We start from the raw sequence: 18,756 nt of genomic DNA, 5'->3' as shown, positions 1-18,756 counted from the left end.
TTTAAGCTAGACAATCTTGTTTAGAAATCAAGTCAGGGCATCCTAATGGATTTAACGCGTATTTAAGATCATCGATTTGCTCTTGGGTTACATAATCTTTTGATTTTAAATACTCCGCAACACGATCATCACGTAAGCTCAGGAAAGCAGCATCATAAACTTCAAGATCAACAAATAAAGCTGCTGTTTCTAAGCTATTGAAACGATCTAAGAAAATATCATCACCATACATTAAAAAGACATGATCATAATCTGCATGTGTGTCTACATTTAAGCGTTGTGCCAATGTGGTTGGTGAGGTTTTCACAAATAATAAGTCAGAAAGTTCATCAAATTGAGTTAAATCTAAACTATTTTCACCTGTTTTAACTTTACCTAGCCATGCTTTAAAAACCAGAACAGCACCACCTCGTAGCAACATGCTCCAAATTTGATGGCGTGTTTCTTCATCTAAAGATTTGCATTCATCTTTAAGTTCTTGAATGAGTAATTCTTCTTGTTGTGCGATTTTATCAAATAAACCTAAACCTTGTGGTTGATACGCAGCAGGCAAAAACACATCAAATTTGAGCTCTTCAAAGACTTTCAAAGCCAAAGGAACGGCTGCCTGATAAAGCGCATTTAAAGCATTTAATTGAGTATTTTCTAATTTAGTATGTGGGAAAACAGTTTTCCAATCAATTTCAGGCAATATGGCATTGACGCCATATTGACGATGGAATTGTTGGGTTTGATGGATACCATGAGGCACTGATTCAGAAATATTCATGGAAAACTCCTAATTTTTAAAATTTTGTTTATGCATCATTCCAGATGCAAATTTATCTAACCAATAGGCTAATTTTATGATTTATCTAAGATGCAATAGGAATAAGACTAAAGTTGTATGTGGTTTTTTTTGTTTATTATATTTATAAAATTCAAATATTTAAATAATTGTAACCAAGTGTGCGAATGTATGGAAATAAATTTGATTGAATTTGCCATAGAAAATAGTTCAGTGAATTTTTTGGTCAATCAATTTGATTAAAAATCACTAATTTTTGATCATTTTTGCCTAAACTTGTTCACAGGATTGCTATTTGTCTTAAAAAAATGCGCCTAAAAATAATTTTTTAGACGCAATAAATGTATCAAAACATATTTTTCAAACTTTTAGCTTGAGCTTATTTTGATATTTTTAGACCTGATAACCATGAACGTAATGAAGCAGGTTTGAGTGGTTTTTTCAGTAAGACAATATTTAACTCTTTTAAATGTTGTGGAAGTTCTGGATCAGAATCGGCTGTAATCAGTGCAACAGGAACATTTTCCTGACGATTTTCCAAAATAAAATCTAAACCAATTTTATGATGGTTAAGATGCTGATCAACTAACCAAACTTGAATATTTTCATTTTGGATAATTTCTAAAGCTTGTTCAGGTTCAGTGGCTTTAAAGACTTGATAACCCCATTTGGTTAATAAAGTATTCATGCCTTCTAAAATGGTTTCATCGTTATCTAAACATAAAATTTTATATGCTTTAGTCCGTAAAGGAACCGCTTGTACAGGTGTTGCAACTACTTTTGGTGCATCAACTATAGGTACTTCGATCATAAAGCATGAGCCTTTGCCTAACTCAGAAGCAACATGTACAGGATAATCCAACAAACTCGTCATACGCTGTACAATGGCTAAGCCCAAACCTAAACCTTGCTCGCCCCACGGTGAAGTATGTCCACAGCGTTCAAACTCTTGGAACAGCTTAATACGTTGTTCCTCAGCAATACCCGGACCTGTATCCCAAACACCTATGCGAATATGTCTAGGCTTTGATGCAGAACGTAATACACCAACAACAACACGTCCTTTAGCCGTATAACGTAGCGCATTACTCACAAAATTTTGAATAATACGGCGAATCCATTGTGGATCAGTGTCTATCCAGAACTGAGCATCATGTACCACTAATTTGATATTACGCTGCGCTGCAATGGATTTAAATTGCAGTTCTAAATCACGTAATAAATCATGTAATGGGTAAATCTGGCGTTTAGGTTGAATGGTGCCGCCTTCTAAACGTGCAATATCTAGCAACGCAGAGAGCATGCTTTCTGCACCATATAAAGCACGATCAAGTTGTTGTAAAGTTTTACGGTCTTCATCGGTCTGTACGCTTTGTTCAAGTGCTGTACTAAATAAACGAGCAGCATGCATGGGCTGCAATAAATCATGACTGGCTGCTGCAATAAATCGACTTTTCGACATATTGGCTTTGTCAGCTTGTTCACGTGCTAACTGTTGTTCTGCTAAAGCATTTGCTAACTGTTGGGTTCGATCTGAAACACGAGCTTCAAGAACGGCTTCATTTTCACGGAAAGCTGTAATATCAGCAAATGTCGTAACGAAACCACCACCTTCGATTGGATTTCCACGCATTTGAATGACGCGTCCATCTTTACGAATACGCTCAAACTCATGCGCACTACCGACTTTCATCCAGTGAATACGTTTGCGTACATGCTCTTCGATTGAGCCTGGACCACATTCGCCACGTTCTGCGTTATAACGAATCAAATCTGCAATTGGACAACCGACATAGACCAAGTCTTTTGGATAATCAAAAAGTTTGAGATATTGATTATTCCAAGCCACTAAACACATATTCTCATCAACAACACTGACCCCTTGGGTCATGTGGTCGATCATGGTCATAATCAGGTTTTGATTAAAACGTTGCCACTGTGAAGCTTGGTCAAGAATATTAGCAACTTGTCCTAATGCTAAACCATTATTGACCATTGCCGTTGTGAGCAGAGTACGTGCTGAAGCAGCACCGATTGTTCCTGCGAGATATTGTTCGGTAAATCGCCACCACATGCCATTTGCACTACTATTTTCATTCAGTACCACATTATTCATGATGCAAAATTGACGGAAAGCTTGGACAGTTGGACCTTCACCTGTAATACGTTTTGCTAGAGCAATTAAATCTCCAACTTTTAAACGCGCAACATCATGGTTTAAATAACTGATATCTGTTGAGGTATTTTGTGCAGGTAAAGGCTTGGTTTCATAGTAAAAGAAACTTTCAGCTTGGATTTGTTCTGCAACAGAAGGGCGGTAAATACGAGAAACCCAAATATAAAGTAGAATATTTAAGCCCAAAGCCCAAGTGACGCCATGAGTCAGTGGCGCGAAGGACTCAAAACCAAAGAGTGCTTCAGGTCTTAGCCATTGAATATGCATGGGACCATGAACTAAAAACTGCTCTGCAAAAGCACTATATTCGGTAGGTAAACTACGTAAAACAGTCGGTAGAAGTAGAGTGTATATCCATAAAATAAAGCCAATGACTAAACCTGCATAAACACCTTGACGACTTCCTCCGCGCCAATATAACCCGCCAATCAGCGCAGGTGAAAACTGTGCAACCGCACTAAAAGCCAGTAAGCCAAATGTTGATAATTGGTCAATATCATTGAAGAAATGGAAAAATAAAAAGCCTAAAAACATCACTGCCAAAATACAAATTCGACGCGTGAGTTTTAATACTTGTGGGAGGCGCTTATCATGTCTGGATAAAACATTTAAACGCCAAAGTGCAGGCATAATTAAATCATTACTGAGCATAATCGACAGCGCTACAGAGGATACCAGTAACATGCCAGTTGATGCTGAAAATCCACCTAAAAATGCCAATAAAGTCAGCCAGTCTTGCCCATAACTCAGTGGTAAAGACAGCACAGCAACATCTGGAATACTTAAGTAAGCAGGTGCAGCATGGAGTGCCCAACTGGCGATTGGAATAATGGCAATAATGGTTAAAATTAAATAGGCTGCAAACCAACGACGTGCACCACGAATATGTTTTTCGTCACGTAGTTCGACAACTGCAACGTGAAATTGACGAGGTAAACAGATGATTGCTAAAGCTGCAAGTAAGGTTTGCACCCAAAATGTTTCAGGAACTCCAAAAAGTTGTACTTCATGAAATGTTTTACTGACATCTTTGGAAATTTGTAACAGATTTTCTGGGTTTTCAAAAATAAAAAAGAATGCAACACAGAGTAAGGCAAATAATTTAACAAATGACTCAAATGCAACAGCAAGCATTAAACCACCATGTTGTTCGGTATTGGCAATTTGTCGTGTACCAAACATCATGGCTAAAATGGCTAAAACAGCAGTTAAGCCCAATACACCATTGGTGGTGGTTGAAATGACTTGTGTATTATGTTCGAGCATGACGGATGCACTGAGTGCGATCGCGCGTAGTTGTAAAGCTAAATAAGGAATAATCGCAATGACGGCTAAAATGGTGACTAAAGAGGCGAGTGTTCCACTTTTTCCATAGCGCGCCGCAACAAAGTCTGCAATGGATGAAATGGCATGATGCTGACGAACTCGACCTAAACGCCGCCAAATATCGTAGCCTAAGCCGACAAAAAGCAAAGGACCTAAATAGATGGGAAGAAAAATAATCCCTTCACGAACTGCCGCGCCTGTAGCGCCATAAAACGTCCAAGAAGAGCAATATACGCCTAATGTTAGACTAAAGAGAAGCATTCGCCCACGTGTACTTAATCTACTTGCATGCTTCTCACCAAAGAAGGCGCAGGCAAATAAAATTATGATGTAAAGGGCGAGAACCCCAATAATCAACCAACTATTCATAATCACTACAGTCTAACAAGCTATGCCTATGATAACGCATCCCAGAACAGAGGCATTTATTCTGATTAAAATTTAACGACCAAAGTCTAAGTTACGTGAAGCTTCAACATTGTTAATTTTATCTCATCAAAATAATGATTAAAAATTGCAACCAGTGGACTGGTCGCGAATCAAGGAGCGAGATGATGGATGAGAGACAGGTAGATGCAATTCTACAAAATCCAAAATTTAAAGAAATGGTAGCGAAAAAGAGAAATTTAAGTTGGACATTAACAGCAATTATGTTGTTTGTTTATGTTGGATTTATGCTTTTAGTCGGCTACAACAAAGAGTTTCTACTCACACCAGTATCGCAAGGTAGTGTAACGACTTGGGGAATTCCTTTAGGACTGAGCATTATTGTTTTATCTTTCGTTTTATGTGGCGTGTATTCATATATTGCCAACAATAAGCTTGATCACTTAAATGATGAAGCAATGCGAGAAGTAGAAGCGATTGCTAAAGAAAAAGGGAAATACTAAGATGAAATGGAATGCTTTAAAAACCAAAGCAGCGCTAGCATCTACAGCTCTGTTTTCTACACTTGCTCAAGCTGGTCCAGATCTTGGTGCAGCAGAACAACAAGCAACCAACTGGCATGCAATTATCATGTTTGCTATTTTCGTTGGCTTAACGCTATTTATTACGAAATGGGCAGCAAAACAAACCACAAGTACTGCTGACTTCTATACTGCTGGTGGTGGGATTTCAGGTTTCCAAAATGGTTTAGCGATTGCAGGTGACTATATGTCAGCAGCATCGTTCCTCGGTATCTCCGCAATGGTGTTCAGTTCAGGCTTTGATGGCTTGCTGTACTCACTTGGTTTCATGGTGGGTTGGCCAGTTGTACTTTTCTTAGTTGCTGAGCGTTTACGTAATTTAGGTAAATTTAACTTATCTGACGTGGTTTCATTCCGTTTAGAAGAAAAACCTGTGCGTACACTTGCGGCTGTGAGTTCATTGGTTGTTGTTGCTTTCTATTTGATTGCTCAAATGGTGGGTGCAGGTCAGCTCATTAAACTTTTATTTGGTTTGAACTATAACGTTGCTGTTGTGATCGTTGGTCTTCTGATGATGGCTTACGTTATCTTCGGCGGTATGTTGGCAACCACTTGGGTGCAAATCATTAAAGCAGTAATGCTACTTTCAGGTGCAACATTCATGGCATTTATGGTCATGAAAGCCGTTGGCTTTAGTTTCGCTGAAATGTTCAATCAATCGATTCAAGTTTTTGCAAAAGTTCATGATGTAAGCTTTGAAAAAGCAGCGCAAATCATGGGTCCAGGTAGCTTAGCTGCAAATCCATTAGATGCTTTATCTCTTGGTTTAGCTCTCATGTTTGGTACCGCAGGTTTACCACATATTTTAATGCGTTTCTTTACGGTTAAAGATGCAAAAGAAGCACGTAAATCAGTTGTTGTTGCAACAGGTTTCATTGGTTATTTCTACTTATTAACGTTCATTATTGGTTTCGGTGCGATTCTTTTCGTATCAAACAACCCACAATTTATTGATGTTGCAAAAATGGCGGTTACTGGCAAGTTAGAACTTGTTGGTGGTAATAACATGGCTGCGGTTCACTTGTCTGATGCGGTGGGCGGTGACTTGTTCATGGGCTTTATTTCAGCAGTTGCATTCGCGACAATTCTTGCAGTTGTTGCTGGTTTAACACTATCAGGTGCTTCAGCAATTTCTCATGACTTGTATGCAAACGTATTGAAGAAAGGTCAAACGACACCTGAATCTGAACTTCGTATGTCTAAAATCGCAACTTTAGGTTTAGCTATTTTTGCCATGATTTTGGGAATCTTGTTCGAGAAACAAAACGTAGCATTCATGGTGGGTCTAGCATTCTCTGTTGCTGCATGTGCTAACTTCCCAGTACTTGTACTTTCAATGTTCTGGAAAGGCTTAACAACACGTGGTGCAGTGATTGGTGGTTTGGTTGGTTTGGTAACAGCGGTAACTTTAATTATCTTATCTAAAGCAGTTTGGGTAGATACATTAAATATTTCTGATACACCAGTGAACCCATTCAATGGTCCAGCAATCTTTGCAATGCCATTAGCATTTATCTGCTGTTGGTTGTTCTCTGTAACAGATAACTCACCACGTGCACAAGCAGAACGTAAAGCATTTGATGCGCAGTTTGTTCGCTCACAAACAGGTATTGGTATCTCTGGTGCTTCAGATCACTAAGTCAGTTTTTTAAAGTAAAAAAAGTCCCAAAAGGGACTTTTTTTATGCTGAGGAGTAGATGTTTTGAGGTTAATGTCGTGTATAAATCTCACCATCTAAAATCAAACGCCATTCATTATCTTGTTGATAAGGTGCTTTATTAATTTTAAAGTCCTTTGATAAATCACCTTCACCAATATGCAAATGCTGCTGATCAAGTTGAGTGAGTGGTGCTTTGATATTTGAAATTGTTGAAGACTTCATATCACTTGAGGCATTTTTTTGTTCTGAATGTAGGTGCTGTGCAAACTTAACTTCACCATTCTTTTTAATCTCAAGTGTACTATTTTCACTTTTCCATTCACCAATATAGTTTTGATTTTTTTCAAGTAAAGGATCTGTTTTTGTACAGCCAAATAAAATTAGACTGCTACATAAAATAACCCCATATATTTTTATTTTCATCATGATGTCCTTGTATGATGCTTTTGGGCTAAACGATTTTGAGTTTAAAATCTGACATAGTATCGAATGAAAGATAGGCAATGTATTGATGATTTTTTAAAATTTTCTGTAAGATATCGTATCATTCACCACAAAAAAATAAGAACGAAAAGGAAAATATATGCAAACGCTAGTGCAGTTTTGGAGAGGTTTTAAGCTTTTGCCATCAGCATGGTTGTTATTGGTACAACTCAATATGCTTATTTTATATTTAGTGACAAGTACCAGTCGTAGCTACCAAACGCTCATGTGGGCACTGGGTGTATTGGCATTATTAATGATTGCAAAGGTCATTCGACAGACACCTGTTTATAGTGTGATCGGGCTTTTCTTTGTGACAGGTGCATTTATTTTTTCTATTTTGATGTTGATCGGTTTACGTTCTGTCCCTATGCAAATCACAGCACATTTATTTGAAGCGGCTGCTTATTTTTGTGCTGCTTATGGTTTAGTGCGCTATATGTTTGAAGACCGCTATTTAACCAAAGATGAGCTATTTGCAGCAGGAGCAGTATTTACATTGCTTGCATGGGGTTTTGCATTTTTATATAGCATTTGTCAGTTAACCGTACCCAATAGCTTTCAAAACCCAAATCATGTTGGTGAATATCAAACTTGGTTGGACTTACTGTTCTTAAGTTTTAGTTTGCAGTCTGCAACAGGACTTTCTGATGTTATTCCAATTGCACCCGCAGCACGTATTGTTGCAATGTTACAAATGTTTGGCGGTGTAATGTACTTAGCACTGATTGTGTCGCGCTTAATTGCTTTGCATTATATTGCACATAAGACCGATTAATCACCGATTGTGTTTTTACAGTAAGCCAACGTTTTGACTGTTTTAGATGAATTATCATGTTTTACAAGTTCTTTTTAGCTGAACTTGCTCTTTTTTCATGTCATGTGAATGCCTTTATTGACCTTTTGGTCTGTCCTTTAAGTAAAAAAATGTGAGGAAGATATGCCTTCCAAAAAACGATCTTGGTTTGATAATGTCAATCCAAATGTATTTTTTAGTAGCGTTGGGATTATTGTTTTATTTTTAGCAGTTGTAATTTTTACACCTAATGCTTTTGAACTGATCACTCAACATATGAATCAGTGGATTACTGATTCATTTAGCTGGTTTTATGTACTCTCTGTCGCCATTTTTCTCATGGTATTGGTTTTTATTGCTTTATCCGATATGGGAAAAATTAAATTAGGTCCTGACCATAGTCAGCCGTCATATAGTAACGGCTCATGGTTTGCCATGTTATTTACTGCGGGCATGGGGATTGGTTTAATGTTTTTTGGCGTAGCTGAGCCAGTCATGCATTATGTCAATCCACCTACAGGTGAGCCTCAAAGTATTGAAGCTGCTCAGCAAGCAATGCGGATCACCTTTTTTCATTGGGGCTTACATGCATGGGCGATTTATGCTTTAGTCGGTTTAACATTGGCATACTTTGCCTTTCGTTATCATTTACCACTCAAAGTACGCTCTGGTTTATATCCCATTATTGGTCAAAAAATTTACGGTCCTTTGGGGGATGCTGTAGATACTTTTGCCACCATTGGTACAGTGTTTGGTGTGGCAACCACGCTAGGATTTGGTGTAACGCAAATCAATTCAGGGCTTAGCTACCTGTTTGGTTGGGAAACTCAAATCAGTACACAAATTATTTTGATTATTTTTGTGAGTGCATTGGCTTCTTTATCTGTATTTCTCGGTTTAGATAAAGGAATTAAACGCCTCTCTGAATTGAACTTAGTTTTAGCATTGGCTTTACTGGTCTTTGTATTTTTGGCAAGTTCAAGTGTCTATATTTTACAAACCACAATTCAAAATGCTGGGCAGTATATGTCCAATTTATTTTCCATGACTTTTAATCTCTATGCTTATCAACCCAATGGCTGGATTGGTGGTTGGACGATTATGTACTGGGCATGGTGGATTTCTTGGTCTCCATTTGTTGGTATGTTCATTGCACGTGTATCACGTGGACGAACCATCCGTGAATTTATTGTTGGTGTTTTACTTATTCCAACAGGATTTACCCTGATTTGGATGGGGTTTATGGGGAATGCGGCATTATTTAGTATTTTAGAACAAGGAAATACTAGCCTGATTGCCGCCGTGCAACAAGATTCCTCTGTAGCGTTATTTGAATTTTTAAATCATTTACCTTTTGCAAGTATCTCTAGTTTTATTGCAACGATTTTAGTGATTTTATTTTTTGTCACCTCAGCTGACTCTGGTGCGCTGGTCACAGATTATTTAACAGCAAAAACTGAAAATTCACCTGCATGGCAACGTTTATTTTGGACAGCTTTAATGGCTATTTTGTCCATTATTTTACTGTTGGTCGGTGGGTTAGGTGCATTGCAATCGGCAACCATGATGAGTGCTTTGCCATTTACTTTGATTATGTTGCTGCTCTGTTGGGGGCTACTCAAAGCATTACGTTTAGATGTAACAAAAATGCATGCTTTACAAGTTGCACGTATTACGCCACGAGCAGTACAAAATCCAAGAAGTTGGCAACAACGCCTTGGGCTGATTATGCATTATCCGCATACCCATCACGAGGTTGAAGAATATATACAAACAGTGGTGCGACAAGCTTTTGAAAATATTCAACGTGAATTTAAACGCCGACATTTAGATGTGAAAATTCAGGAAATTGAAGAAGGTTTGGTGCTGAGCGTTGACCATCAAAGCGAAGTCAATTTTGTGTATAAAGTTTTTAATCATGTCACAGAAGCTGCGAGTTTTATGCTCGATGAGCAGCATGAAAATATTGATACATTTTATCAAGCAGAAGTCTTTTTACGTGAAGGTGGACAGGGCTATGATGTAATGGACTGGACACAAGAAGATGTTTTACAAGATATTATTGACCAATATGAACGTCATTTACATTTCTTAAATGTGATTCGTAATTCAAACCTAGATTGATTTTCACCAGATCAACAATAAAAAAGGACTCAAATGAGTCCTTTTTTTGCTTCTGAAGAAATATTCTTAGAAACGGAATTTAGCATTAACGCCCACAGTTTGAGTGTCGTTTGCTGCTTTAGAGTTTGCATTTACGTAGCTTGCACCCACTGCAACAGCAGGAGTGATGAAGTAATTTACGTTTGCGCCCCAAGCTGAATCAGGAGTTGCATCAAAGCTAGACTCTGCATAAGAAGCACCAACGCTTAATTGTGGGTTCAAATACAAATCAGTTTTTAATTGGTAAGCAGTGTCATCACCGTATACAAGACCAGTTTCAAAACCAATCGCCATATTTGTACCGTCAATGTTACCTACATATTTAGTACGTGCAGTGATTGCATCTTGGTCATCGCCAATTGTTGCAGATTCTGCAACAGCTTTTGCAATGCCTGTACCCATAACATTGAATGCATCAAGCGCAGCTTGGTCTGCAACACTTGTATAACCAACAGCAACTAAGAAGTTTTTAGTTGCAAGCGCACCCACTTCTAATGCATAACGATCACCATTGTCGTCAGCGCGATTTTGGTTTTTGCTGTCTAAAATAGTATGGCTATAAGAAGCACTTACATAAGCAGGAACGAATTTAGTTGGAATATAAGCTTCAGCTTTAGCACCAAAGTTATGAGCGATTACGTCAACACCATTTGAACCAACTTCGCCATAGTTATAAGCAAGCGAAACGTTAGAAGCTTGGTTTAAAAATGCAGCTTCAGCCAAAGGACCTTTAGAAGCATCAACGTCTTTAAGGTAATATGTACCTTGAATTCCACCTGTAAAATCTTTGTCATTTACAGTTGTGTCGATGTATTCAGATTGACCTTGAACTTCGAATTGATACGCTTGAGCACCGGTCATGGCTAATAATAAAGCAGTGGCTAAACCGAGTTTTTTCATAATCATTTCCAGTTTGTGAAATGGGTAAAATATACTGCATTGTATTGTAACAATGTATTAAGTCAATGAAGTATAAAGATATTATATTTTGAGTTTGTTTTTTAAATATGGTAGCGGTCGAAAATTGGACAAATGAACCTCAACCTGTCAACCCTGAAAAAATATCAATGAGAACAACTAACTAAACCTATAAAAATTATAAAATATGTATATAGATTAGGTAAAAAAACCTTGAAAATTGGATTGGTTTTATGGATTATTTTTATTTAATTGATCGAAATAATTGATTATTTCAGTTTTGTTTCAGTGGCTTTATTTAATGTGAATATGTGATTTATTTCGTAATTTAAAAAGATAGATATTTTGCTAAAAAGCTTCTTTTGTTTAAAAAATAAACATACAAAATTATTTTTGTTGATTTTTTATCATATTGTACAAATTATGTGATTTATTTCAAATCCTACTAAAACAATCTGCTTTACTTTATTGGTTAAATTTCGCATAATTCTTATATCAAATTTATATGACAAATTTGATAATTTATTCATAGTTTTACTTTTTAATGCCCAACTTTCCCCAAGGTTGGGCTTTTTTTTGATTAATTTTTAATAACAGTAATATTAAAAAAATATTAATGTTTAGTTATTTTTCATCCTTAATTTAGTTGAAATGTAAAATATTGTTTTGTATCGAAATTAAATAAATTAAAGACTTTTGTTGCACTATATTGGTGCGTATTTTTTATTCATTTAAGAGAAAAAGTTAAAAAAAACCCCAGTTTTTTATCAAAACTGGGGTTTTTCGCCAAAATCTTCGGAAAATTTAGAAATTCTGCTGAGGAATATTCCTAAATCGCCCTAATGGGGTGCATTATGCACTTAATTGTTGCACTTGTAAATATTTTCTTACATCCTTGTGAAAAAAACTTACATTTTTTAAAAATTAGATCAATTATGATGCGGTTTAAATACTATTTATTGGGTAAATAATGAACTATATCAAATGTATAGTTATTTTAGGTTTAGTGGGTATAAGTTTGGGCTGCCAAAAGCAAATGTTATCTCAGACAAATGATGTGATAAAAGTGCAGCCAATGCCTGAAAACTTATCAAGAGTACAAGAAATTCCATACTTATTTGATGAAGCACATACACAAGCAGTGATGGTGATTTATGACGGACAGCATTTTCAACAGTTTGGCAATAATTTGTCTCGTGCCAATCAGGCTTTTATTCCTGCATCAACTTTTAAAATATTGAATGCTTTGATTGGCTTGCAGCATAACAAAGCAAGTAATACTGAAATATTTAAATGGGATGGAAAAAAGCGTAGTTTTTCGAGTTGGGAGAAAGACATGACTTTAGCTGAAGCAATGCAAGCATCAGCAGTACCTGTGTATCAAGAGTTGGCTCGTCGGATTGGTTTAGAACTCATGCAAAGTGAAGTCAAACGTGTGGGCTTTGGCAATGCTGATATTGGTACACAAGTTGATCAATTTTGGTTGAAAGGTCCATTAAAAATCACACCACAACAAGAAGCAGCATTTGTATATGGTTTAGCAACAGAACAATTGGATTTTGATGTAAAAGTACAGCAACAAGTTAAAAAAATGCTTTTGATCGAACAACGCGGTGACTTAAAACTTTATGCCAAAAGTGGTTGGGCAATGGATATTGAGCCACAAGTCGGTTGGTATACAGGTTGGGTCGATGATGGGCATGGTAAAATCACAGCATTTTCTTTAAATATGACGATGAAACAGGGTGATCATGTTGGAGCAAGAAAAGAACTCACTTTAGATGTTCTTGATAAATTAAATATTTATAGTTATTTGAAATAAGAAATAAATAAAAAAAAAGCCCAGTCGATAGAGAGGTGACTGGGCAGAAAATGTAATGCTAAGAAACTTACAGCGAATAAATTAAAAGCATTCATCAATTTGATAAGATTACTATATTCACTTTTTTGATATAAGTAAAACAGTTTATTTAAATAATATTAATTTAAAAAAACGATTATTGTGTAGTAAATATAGAAACTGAATTAAGTATTTAGGCTTAATATAGTCATGAAGTCGATCAAGCCTGATCAAGCAATGTCACTAAAGGTATAAGGAGATACCTTTAGATGTATTGTGATTTATGACGATCCGTTCAAAATAAAATAAGAATACGGATAAGGATGTAAAATGGATTTAACACCAAAACCCACACAAATTTCACAGGTTGTGGATCAGAGATTTTCACCATATCAATGGTTTATTATTCTTTTATGCTTTCTCATCGCATTATTTGATGGCTTTGACACCCAAGCAGTTGCATTTACAGGTCCAGCAATTATTGATGCATTTCAACTCGATGCCAAAGCTTTAGCACCTGTATTGACCGCAGGTATTATTGGCATGACAGTCGGGGCGATGTTCTTAGGAATGCTCGGAGATAAGTTAGGGCGCCGTAAGACTTTGATGATTTGTATATTTATTTTTGCGCTCGCGACTTTTGCAACGGCTTTTGTCACGCATTTAGATCATATTTTTGTCTTGCGAGTGATCGCAGGTTTAGGTATGGGAGGCGCAACGCCTGTGCTTTTAGCATTGGCATCTGAATACTCACCAAAGCGTTATAAAGGCTTAGTCACGACAGGTGTACTTTTGGCACTACCCGCAGGAGCGATGATTGGCGGTATATTGGCGGCTAAAATTTTACCACTTTGGGGTTGGCAAAGTATTTATATTATTGGTGGTGTCATTCCGTTGGCATTATTAGTTTTGATGTTTTTTGTTTTACCTGAATCTTTGGAGTATTTGGCGCAGCGTCCTACCGAAAAAAATAAAGCCAGTATTGCCAAAATTTTAAATAAAATTTCAGCTCAACCGATTCAGCTTAATGAAGATGTTTTTGCAAAATCAGAGATTCAAAAAGTAGAGCCAGCCAAGCTTTCGAGTTTATTTCAAAATGGTTTAGCCAAAACAACAGTGGGTGTGTGGGGAACATATTTCTTTAACTGGATTGCATGGTTTATGTTACTGTCTTGGTTGCCAACGATTTTAAAACAATCTGGTCTAGATCCTATTCAAGCGCCTTATGCTTCTGTGACGGTAAATGCCGCATTTATTGTGTTTGCGATTCCATTGGCTTATTTTTTACCAAAAATTAATACAGTTAAAATTCTGTATTTCATGTTTGCTTGCGGAATTGCCGTTGCTATTGCTTTGGGTCTAAGTATTGAAACTGCACAATGGTCGATGATTTTTGCACTGATTGCATTGGCAGGCTTTGGTATCGGCGGACAACAACTCGCGTTAAATTATTTAGTGGTTGCATCGTATCCTGCTGAAGTTCGCGCAACAGCCACGGGTTGGGCGATTGGTATGGGGCGTTTTGGTGCGATACTCGGTTCTGCGATTGGTGGTACTGTTTTATCTGGTTTTGGTAGCAGTGGTTATTTTTATGCTTTGGCTATTCCGTTGGTGATTGCTTGGGTTTGTGTGATTTTAATTCGTAAGCGTTATCAGCAAACAGGTGAAGTGGTGGTGAGTCACTAAGTATGTTAAGACCTCGAAAGAGGTCTTTTTTTCTAGTTGAGTTAGGATATTTAATCTTTGGTTTTCTCAATCAAATAGTTGATGAAATTGGTACAAGCAACGAGCATGAATTTAGCATCGATATAACTTAAATTGGATTCTTCAAGCATTGCATGGCGAATTCCATCTCCATCAGAAGTGTAACCATAAAGTTGGCTTAAACTTCCTTTTAGTGCAGGGTGTAAGCTGAATTTATCCTCAATAATTTTTAATGCTTTACCTAGAGTAGCTTTTTCATCATTGGTCACGATTTTACAAATGGATTCGACTGCACTAATTGATTCTTTAATTGAATTTCGATAGTCAGGATTTTGACGATCTGACATGAGTTTTAATGATTGATTTAAATGTTGTTGAACACCTGAATATGGATTGGTATTGGCTAAAGCTTCTTCGATGGATTGGATTTCTTGTTCGGAAGTGATTTCTGTAATTTGATTGTCAACTATTCTATAAGCAGAGTTTTCAACTTCTAAGCAATCATTTAATAAAAGAATGAAATCTTCTTTATCTTTATCAAAAGGAAAATATTGAATGCAAGCTTCAATAAAATCATAAATTTCATACCAACGGTATTTTTTGAAAAATAAAGTGTCAATTTCTCCAATAGTGGCTTCTATCAAATATGGAATTTGATCAATTCTTTTTTTGAAGCAACTATGGAATAATAATTTAAAAAATGATTCTAGGTTACTTCCTGATATAAGATTGGTTCGAGCATGATAGGGGGGAGAGTATTTTTGAAAAATGCATTCACTAATCACATTCCATAATCCATTTTTTAAATCATCATCCATGCTTTCTTTTTGAATAACTTCTCGAACAGGTTTATATCCATATCTTTCTGAAAAGTGCATTTTATCCCCTATTCACTTATTTTCATTTTTTATAACCTCTCCCTAGCCCTGAGCCATATATGGCGCAAGGAAAGGAGAGGGAATTTCCCCTCTTTTTAAAAAGAGGGGAACTCCATTTCTAAAAATGGTTGGGAGATTTTTATTTCAACATCGGCTTTAAAAACTTCGCTGTATGTGAAACTTTAGATTTCACCACGTCTTCAGGTGTACCTTCAGCAATGATCTGCCCACCGCCTGCACCACCTTCAGGACCCAAATCAATCACCCAGTCAGCAGTTTTGATCACATCCAAATTATGCTCAATCACCACAATAGTATTGCCCTTATTACGAAGCTCATGAAGAATATCCAAAAGTTTCGCAATATCATGGAAATGCAGACCAGTCGTTGGTTCATCAAGCACATACAAGGTTTTACCTGTATCACGCTTAGCAAGTTCACGAGCAAGTTTCACACGTTGCGCTTCACCGCCTGAAAGCGTGGTTGCAGACTGACCCAAACGGATATAACCCAAACCAACCTGATTTAAAGTTTCCAAACGACGGTGAATCACAGGAATTGCATCAAAGAAATGCATCGCATCTTCAACAGTCATACCCAAAACATCAGAAATATTTTTTCCTTTATAGCCGACTTCCAAAGTTTCACGGTTATAACGGTCACCATGACAGGCATCACATGGCACATACATATCGGGTAAGAAATGCATCGCCACTTTGATCATCCCGTCACCTTCACAAGCTTCACAACGACCACCTTTCACGTTAAATGAGAAACGACCTGCGGCATAACCACGTGCTTTGGCTTCTGGAGTTTGAGCAAATAATTCACGAATCGGGGTAAATAAACCTGTATAAGTTGCAGGGTTAGAACGAGGGGTACGTCCAATTGGGCTTTGGTCAATATCGACGACTTTATCGAGGAACTGCAAACCATCAATCGAGTCGAATTTCTCTGCAGTGAGCGTGGTTGCACCATTCAATTGTGTTGCAGCAAGCGGTAATAAAGTGCGGTTAATTAAGGTGGATTTACCTGAACCAGAAACCCCAGTGACACAGGTCATAATGCCCAAAGGAATAGTCAGATCGACATTTTTCAGGTTATGTCCTGCCGCACCCATTAGCTTGATCTGTTCATCAGGCTTTGGCGGTTGCACACGTGTTTTAGGCACTTCAATTTTTAACTTGCCTGATAAATACTGACCTGTGAGTGAATCTTTATTCACCAAAATTTCATCATAGGTTCCTTCGGCAATCACATGACCGCCATGAATCCCTGCACCCGGACCAATATCAATAATATGATCTGCGGCACGGATTGCATCTTCATCATGCTCAACCACTAAAACCGTATTGCCTAAGTCACGAAGACGAACCAATGTTTCAAGCAAACGATCATTATCCCGTTGATGCAAACCAATCGAAGGTTCATCAAGCACGTACATCACGCCCATCAAGCCTGCACCAATTTGCGAAGCCAAACGAATACGTTGTGCTTCACCACCCGAAAGCGTTTCCGCAGAACGGGACAGGCTTAAGTAGTTCAAACCCACAGAGACAAGGAAGTGCAAACGCTCACGGATTTCTTTAAAAATCTTATCGGCAATTTCACCTTTGGCACCTTCAAGATTTAAATCCTGATAATAATCTTCTGCGTCGCCAATCGACATTTTAGTGATCTGGGCAATGGTTTTGTCTTTGACACGAACATGGCGTGAGATTTCATTTAAGCGAGAACCACCACAGGCATCACAGGCTGCATTGGATAAATATTGCGCCAAGTCATCACGAACATAGTTGGACTCTGTTTCGCGATAACGACGTTCTAAATGTGGCAAGATTCCTTCAAAAGCTTGTACACGGCTATGCTTACGACCACGCTCATCGATATAACTTAAATCAACTTTTTCTTTGCCTGTGCCATAAAGAAATTTCTTTTTGGTATCGGCATCCAACTCATTCCATGGTGTATCTAAAGAAAAACCAAAATGATCCGCCACTTTTTGAATCATCGAATAATAGTACGGACGTTGTCTGTCCCAACCCCGAATTGCACCTTGACTGATCGAAACATCAGGACTTGGAATCAGTTTATCTGCACTGAAATGGCTACGTGTTCCTAAACCATCACAGACAGGGCATGCCCCAAATGGGTTGTTGAATGAGAATAAGCGAGGCTCTAATTCTGCAACAGCACGGTCACATTGAGGGCATGAATGTTTTGCTGAAAATACCCGTTCAGGCTGTTCGCCATTCATCCACGATAAAATTGCAATATCACCACCCAAGCGCAGTGCGGTTTCAAAACTTTCTGCGATACGGTTGCCCAAGTCATCACGGACTTTAAAACGGTCTACCACCACTTCAATGGTGTGTTTTTTCTTTTTATCCAATTCAGGTGGTGTGTCGATATCAATCACTTCACCATCGACACGGGCACGGACAAAACCCTGACTTTGTAATTGTTCAAATAAATTGCTGTACTCGCCTTTACGCTCTCGTACCACAGGTGCAAGCAACATCAGTGCTGTACCTTCTTCCAGACCTTTGACTGCATCAACCATTTCCGAAACAGTTTGCGCCACCATTGGCAGGTCATGTTCAGGACAGTAAGGTGTACCCACACGTGCATAAAGTAAACGCAGATAATCGTAAATTTCAGTAATGGTTCCCACCGTTGAACGTGGGTTGTGACTGGTTGATTTCTGTTCAATGGCAATTGCAGGGCTTAAACCTTCAATCGAATCAACTTCAGGTTTTTCCATTTGCGATAAAAACTGACGGGCATAAGCAGACAAAGATTCAACATAACGGCGCTGACCTTCGGCATATAAGGTATCAAAAGCAAGTGATGATTTACCTGAGCCTGAAAGTCCCGTGATCACCACAAATTTGTCGCGTGGAATATCGAGCGATACGTTTTTTAAATTATGGGTACGTGCGCCTCGAATACGGATATGACTTTGGCTCATAGAACGATCTCGAATGTATGCAATTTGAAGGCTATATATGATAGCGATTTAATTTTGTTCAAGCTGTATTAAATCGTTTTTTCGCG

The 18,756-nt window shown here is 37.7% G+C and carries 12 protein-coding genes; 6 read left to right on the top strand and 6 right to left on the bottom strand.

Annotated elements, in window-relative coordinates; translation table 11 throughout:
- Nucleotide 1 precedes the first annotated feature (1 nt).
- Both HX124_RS08275 and HX124_RS08270 read right to left on the bottom strand, forming a co-directional pair.
- The gene (locus HX124_RS08275) at nucleotides 2-769 is read right to left on the bottom strand and encodes a hypothetical protein (protein ID WP_286382933.1); all 768 of its coding nucleotides are present in this window, start codon (nucleotides 767-769) and stop codon (nucleotides 2-4) included.
- 397 nt (nucleotides 770-1,166) lie between these two features.
- Nucleotides 1,167-4,658 carry a hybrid sensor histidine kinase/response regulator gene (locus HX124_RS08270; protein WP_107007249.1) on the bottom strand — a complete coding sequence of 1,164 codons (3,492 nt, stop codon included), beginning with the start codon at nucleotides 4,656-4,658 and terminating at the stop codon, nucleotides 1,167-1,169.
- Nucleotides 4,659-4,843: 185 nt separating this feature from the next.
- On the opposite strand from HX124_RS08270, the gene HX124_RS08265 reads away from it, so the two are divergent.
- Both HX124_RS08265 and HX124_RS08260 read left to right on the top strand, forming a co-directional pair.
- Nucleotides 4,844-5,179: a DUF485 domain-containing protein gene (locus tag HX124_RS08265; protein WP_107007248.1), complete on the top strand. Its 336-nt coding sequence runs from the start codon at nucleotides 4,844-4,846 to the stop codon at nucleotides 5,177-5,179.
- Nucleotide 5,180: 1 nt separating this feature from the next.
- Nucleotides 5,181-6,896, top strand: coding sequence for a cation acetate symporter (locus HX124_RS08260; protein ID WP_286376128.1), 1,716 nt, complete (start codon nucleotides 5,181-5,183; stop codon nucleotides 6,894-6,896).
- A 69-nt stretch (nucleotides 6,897-6,965) separates the two neighbouring features.
- Here the strand turns inward: HX124_RS08260 and HX124_RS08255 are convergent, their stop codons facing one another.
- Nucleotides 6,966-7,340: a hypothetical protein gene (locus HX124_RS08255; RefSeq protein WP_286382935.1), complete on the bottom strand. Its 375-nt coding sequence runs from the start codon at nucleotides 7,338-7,340 to the stop codon at nucleotides 6,966-6,968.
- 160 nt (nucleotides 7,341-7,500) lie between these two features.
- Between HX124_RS08255 and HX124_RS08250 the strand changes: the two genes are divergently transcribed.
- Both HX124_RS08250 and HX124_RS08245 read left to right on the top strand, forming a co-directional pair.
- Nucleotides 7,501-8,178, top strand: a complete 678-nt coding sequence (locus HX124_RS08250) for an ion channel (RefSeq protein ID WP_286382937.1) — start codon at nucleotides 7,501-7,503, stop codon at nucleotides 8,176-8,178.
- A 162-nt stretch (nucleotides 8,179-8,340) separates the two neighbouring features.
- Complete coding sequence (locus tag HX124_RS08245; RefSeq protein WP_286382939.1) at nucleotides 8,341-10,320, top strand: glycine betaine transporter; 1,980 nt, start codon at nucleotides 8,341-8,343, stop codon at nucleotides 10,318-10,320.
- A gap of 66 nt (nucleotides 10,321-10,386) precedes the next feature.
- Here the strand turns inward: HX124_RS08245 and omp33-36 are convergent, their stop codons facing one another.
- Nucleotides 10,387-11,265, bottom strand: coding sequence for a porin Omp33-36 (gene omp33-36, locus HX124_RS08240; RefSeq protein WP_265935919.1), 879 nt, complete (start codon nucleotides 11,263-11,265; stop codon nucleotides 10,387-10,389).
- A 1,048-nt stretch (nucleotides 11,266-12,313) separates the two neighbouring features.
- On the opposite strand from omp33-36, the gene blaOXA reads away from it, so the two are divergent.
- Entirely contained in the window at nucleotides 12,314-13,099 is a 786-nt protein-coding gene (gene blaOXA / locus HX124_RS08235) for a class D beta-lactamase (RefSeq protein ID WP_286383038.1), read from the top strand.
- A 348-nt stretch (nucleotides 13,100-13,447) separates the two neighbouring features.
- A complete protein-coding gene (locus tag HX124_RS08230; protein ID WP_286376125.1) occupies nucleotides 13,448-14,803 on the top strand; it encodes an MFS transporter in 1,356 nt (451 codons plus the stop codon).
- 50 nt (nucleotides 14,804-14,853) lie between these two features.
- Here HX124_RS08230 and HX124_RS08225 read toward each other — a convergent pair whose 3' ends face one another.
- Together HX124_RS08225 and uvrA are read right to left on the bottom strand one after the other, a co-directional pair.
- Nucleotides 14,854-15,699, bottom strand: coding sequence for an AbiJ-NTD4 domain-containing protein (locus HX124_RS08225; RefSeq protein WP_286382941.1), 846 nt, complete (start codon nucleotides 15,697-15,699; stop codon nucleotides 14,854-14,856).
- A 139-nt stretch (nucleotides 15,700-15,838) separates the two neighbouring features.
- Nucleotides 15,839-18,670, bottom strand: a complete 2,832-nt coding sequence (gene uvrA / locus HX124_RS08220) for an excinuclease ABC subunit UvrA (protein WP_286382943.1) — start codon at nucleotides 18,668-18,670, stop codon at nucleotides 15,839-15,841.
- Between the last annotated feature and the right edge of the window lie 86 nt (nucleotides 18,671-18,756).

The sequence above is a fragment of the Acinetobacter sp. 226-1 genome (genome assembly GCF_030329325.1).
Lineage (GTDB): Bacteria > Pseudomonadota > Gammaproteobacteria > Pseudomonadales > Moraxellaceae > Acinetobacter > Acinetobacter sichuanensis.
The sequence above is the reverse complement of the archived record's forward strand: the minus strand, read 5'-3'. Positions and strand labels throughout refer to the sequence as shown.

Bases quoted from the DNA above. Each gene is read 5' to 3' on its own strand.
- HX124_RS08275 (WP_286382933.1), bottom strand. From the start codon at position 769: ATGAATATTTCTGAATCAGTGCCTCATGGTATCCATCAAACCCAACAA.
- HX124_RS08270 (WP_107007249.1), bottom strand. From the start codon at position 4,658: ATGAATAGTTGGTTGATTATTGGGGTTCTCGCCCTTTACATCATAATT.
- HX124_RS08265 (WP_107007248.1), top strand. From the start codon at position 4,844: ATGGATGAGAGACAGGTAGATGCAATTCTACAAAATCCAAAATTTAAA.
- HX124_RS08260 (WP_286376128.1), top strand. From the start codon at position 5,181: ATGAAATGGAATGCTTTAAAAACCAAAGCAGCGCTAGCATCTACAGCT.
- HX124_RS08255 (WP_286382935.1), bottom strand. From the start codon at position 7,340: ATGAAAATAAAAATATATGGGGTTATTTTATGTAGCAGTCTAATTTTA.
- HX124_RS08250 (WP_286382937.1), top strand. From the start codon at position 7,501: ATGCAAACGCTAGTGCAGTTTTGGAGAGGTTTTAAGCTTTTGCCATCA.
- HX124_RS08245 (WP_286382939.1), top strand. From the start codon at position 8,341: ATGCCTTCCAAAAAACGATCTTGGTTTGATAATGTCAATCCAAATGTA.
- omp33-36 (WP_265935919.1), bottom strand. From the start codon at position 11,265: ATGATTATGAAAAAACTCGGTTTAGCCACTGCTTTATTATTAGCCATG.
- blaOXA (WP_286383038.1), top strand. From the start codon at position 12,314: ATGTTATCTCAGACAAATGATGTGATAAAAGTGCAGCCAATGCCTGAA.
- HX124_RS08230 (WP_286376125.1), top strand. From the start codon at position 13,448: ATGGATTTAACACCAAAACCCACACAAATTTCACAGGTTGTGGATCAG.
- HX124_RS08225 (WP_286382941.1), bottom strand. From the start codon at position 15,699: ATGCACTTTTCAGAAAGATATGGATATAAACCTGTTCGAGAAGTTATT.
- uvrA (WP_286382943.1), bottom strand. From the start codon at position 18,670: ATGAGCCAAAGTCATATCCGTATTCGAGGCGCACGTACCCATAATTTA.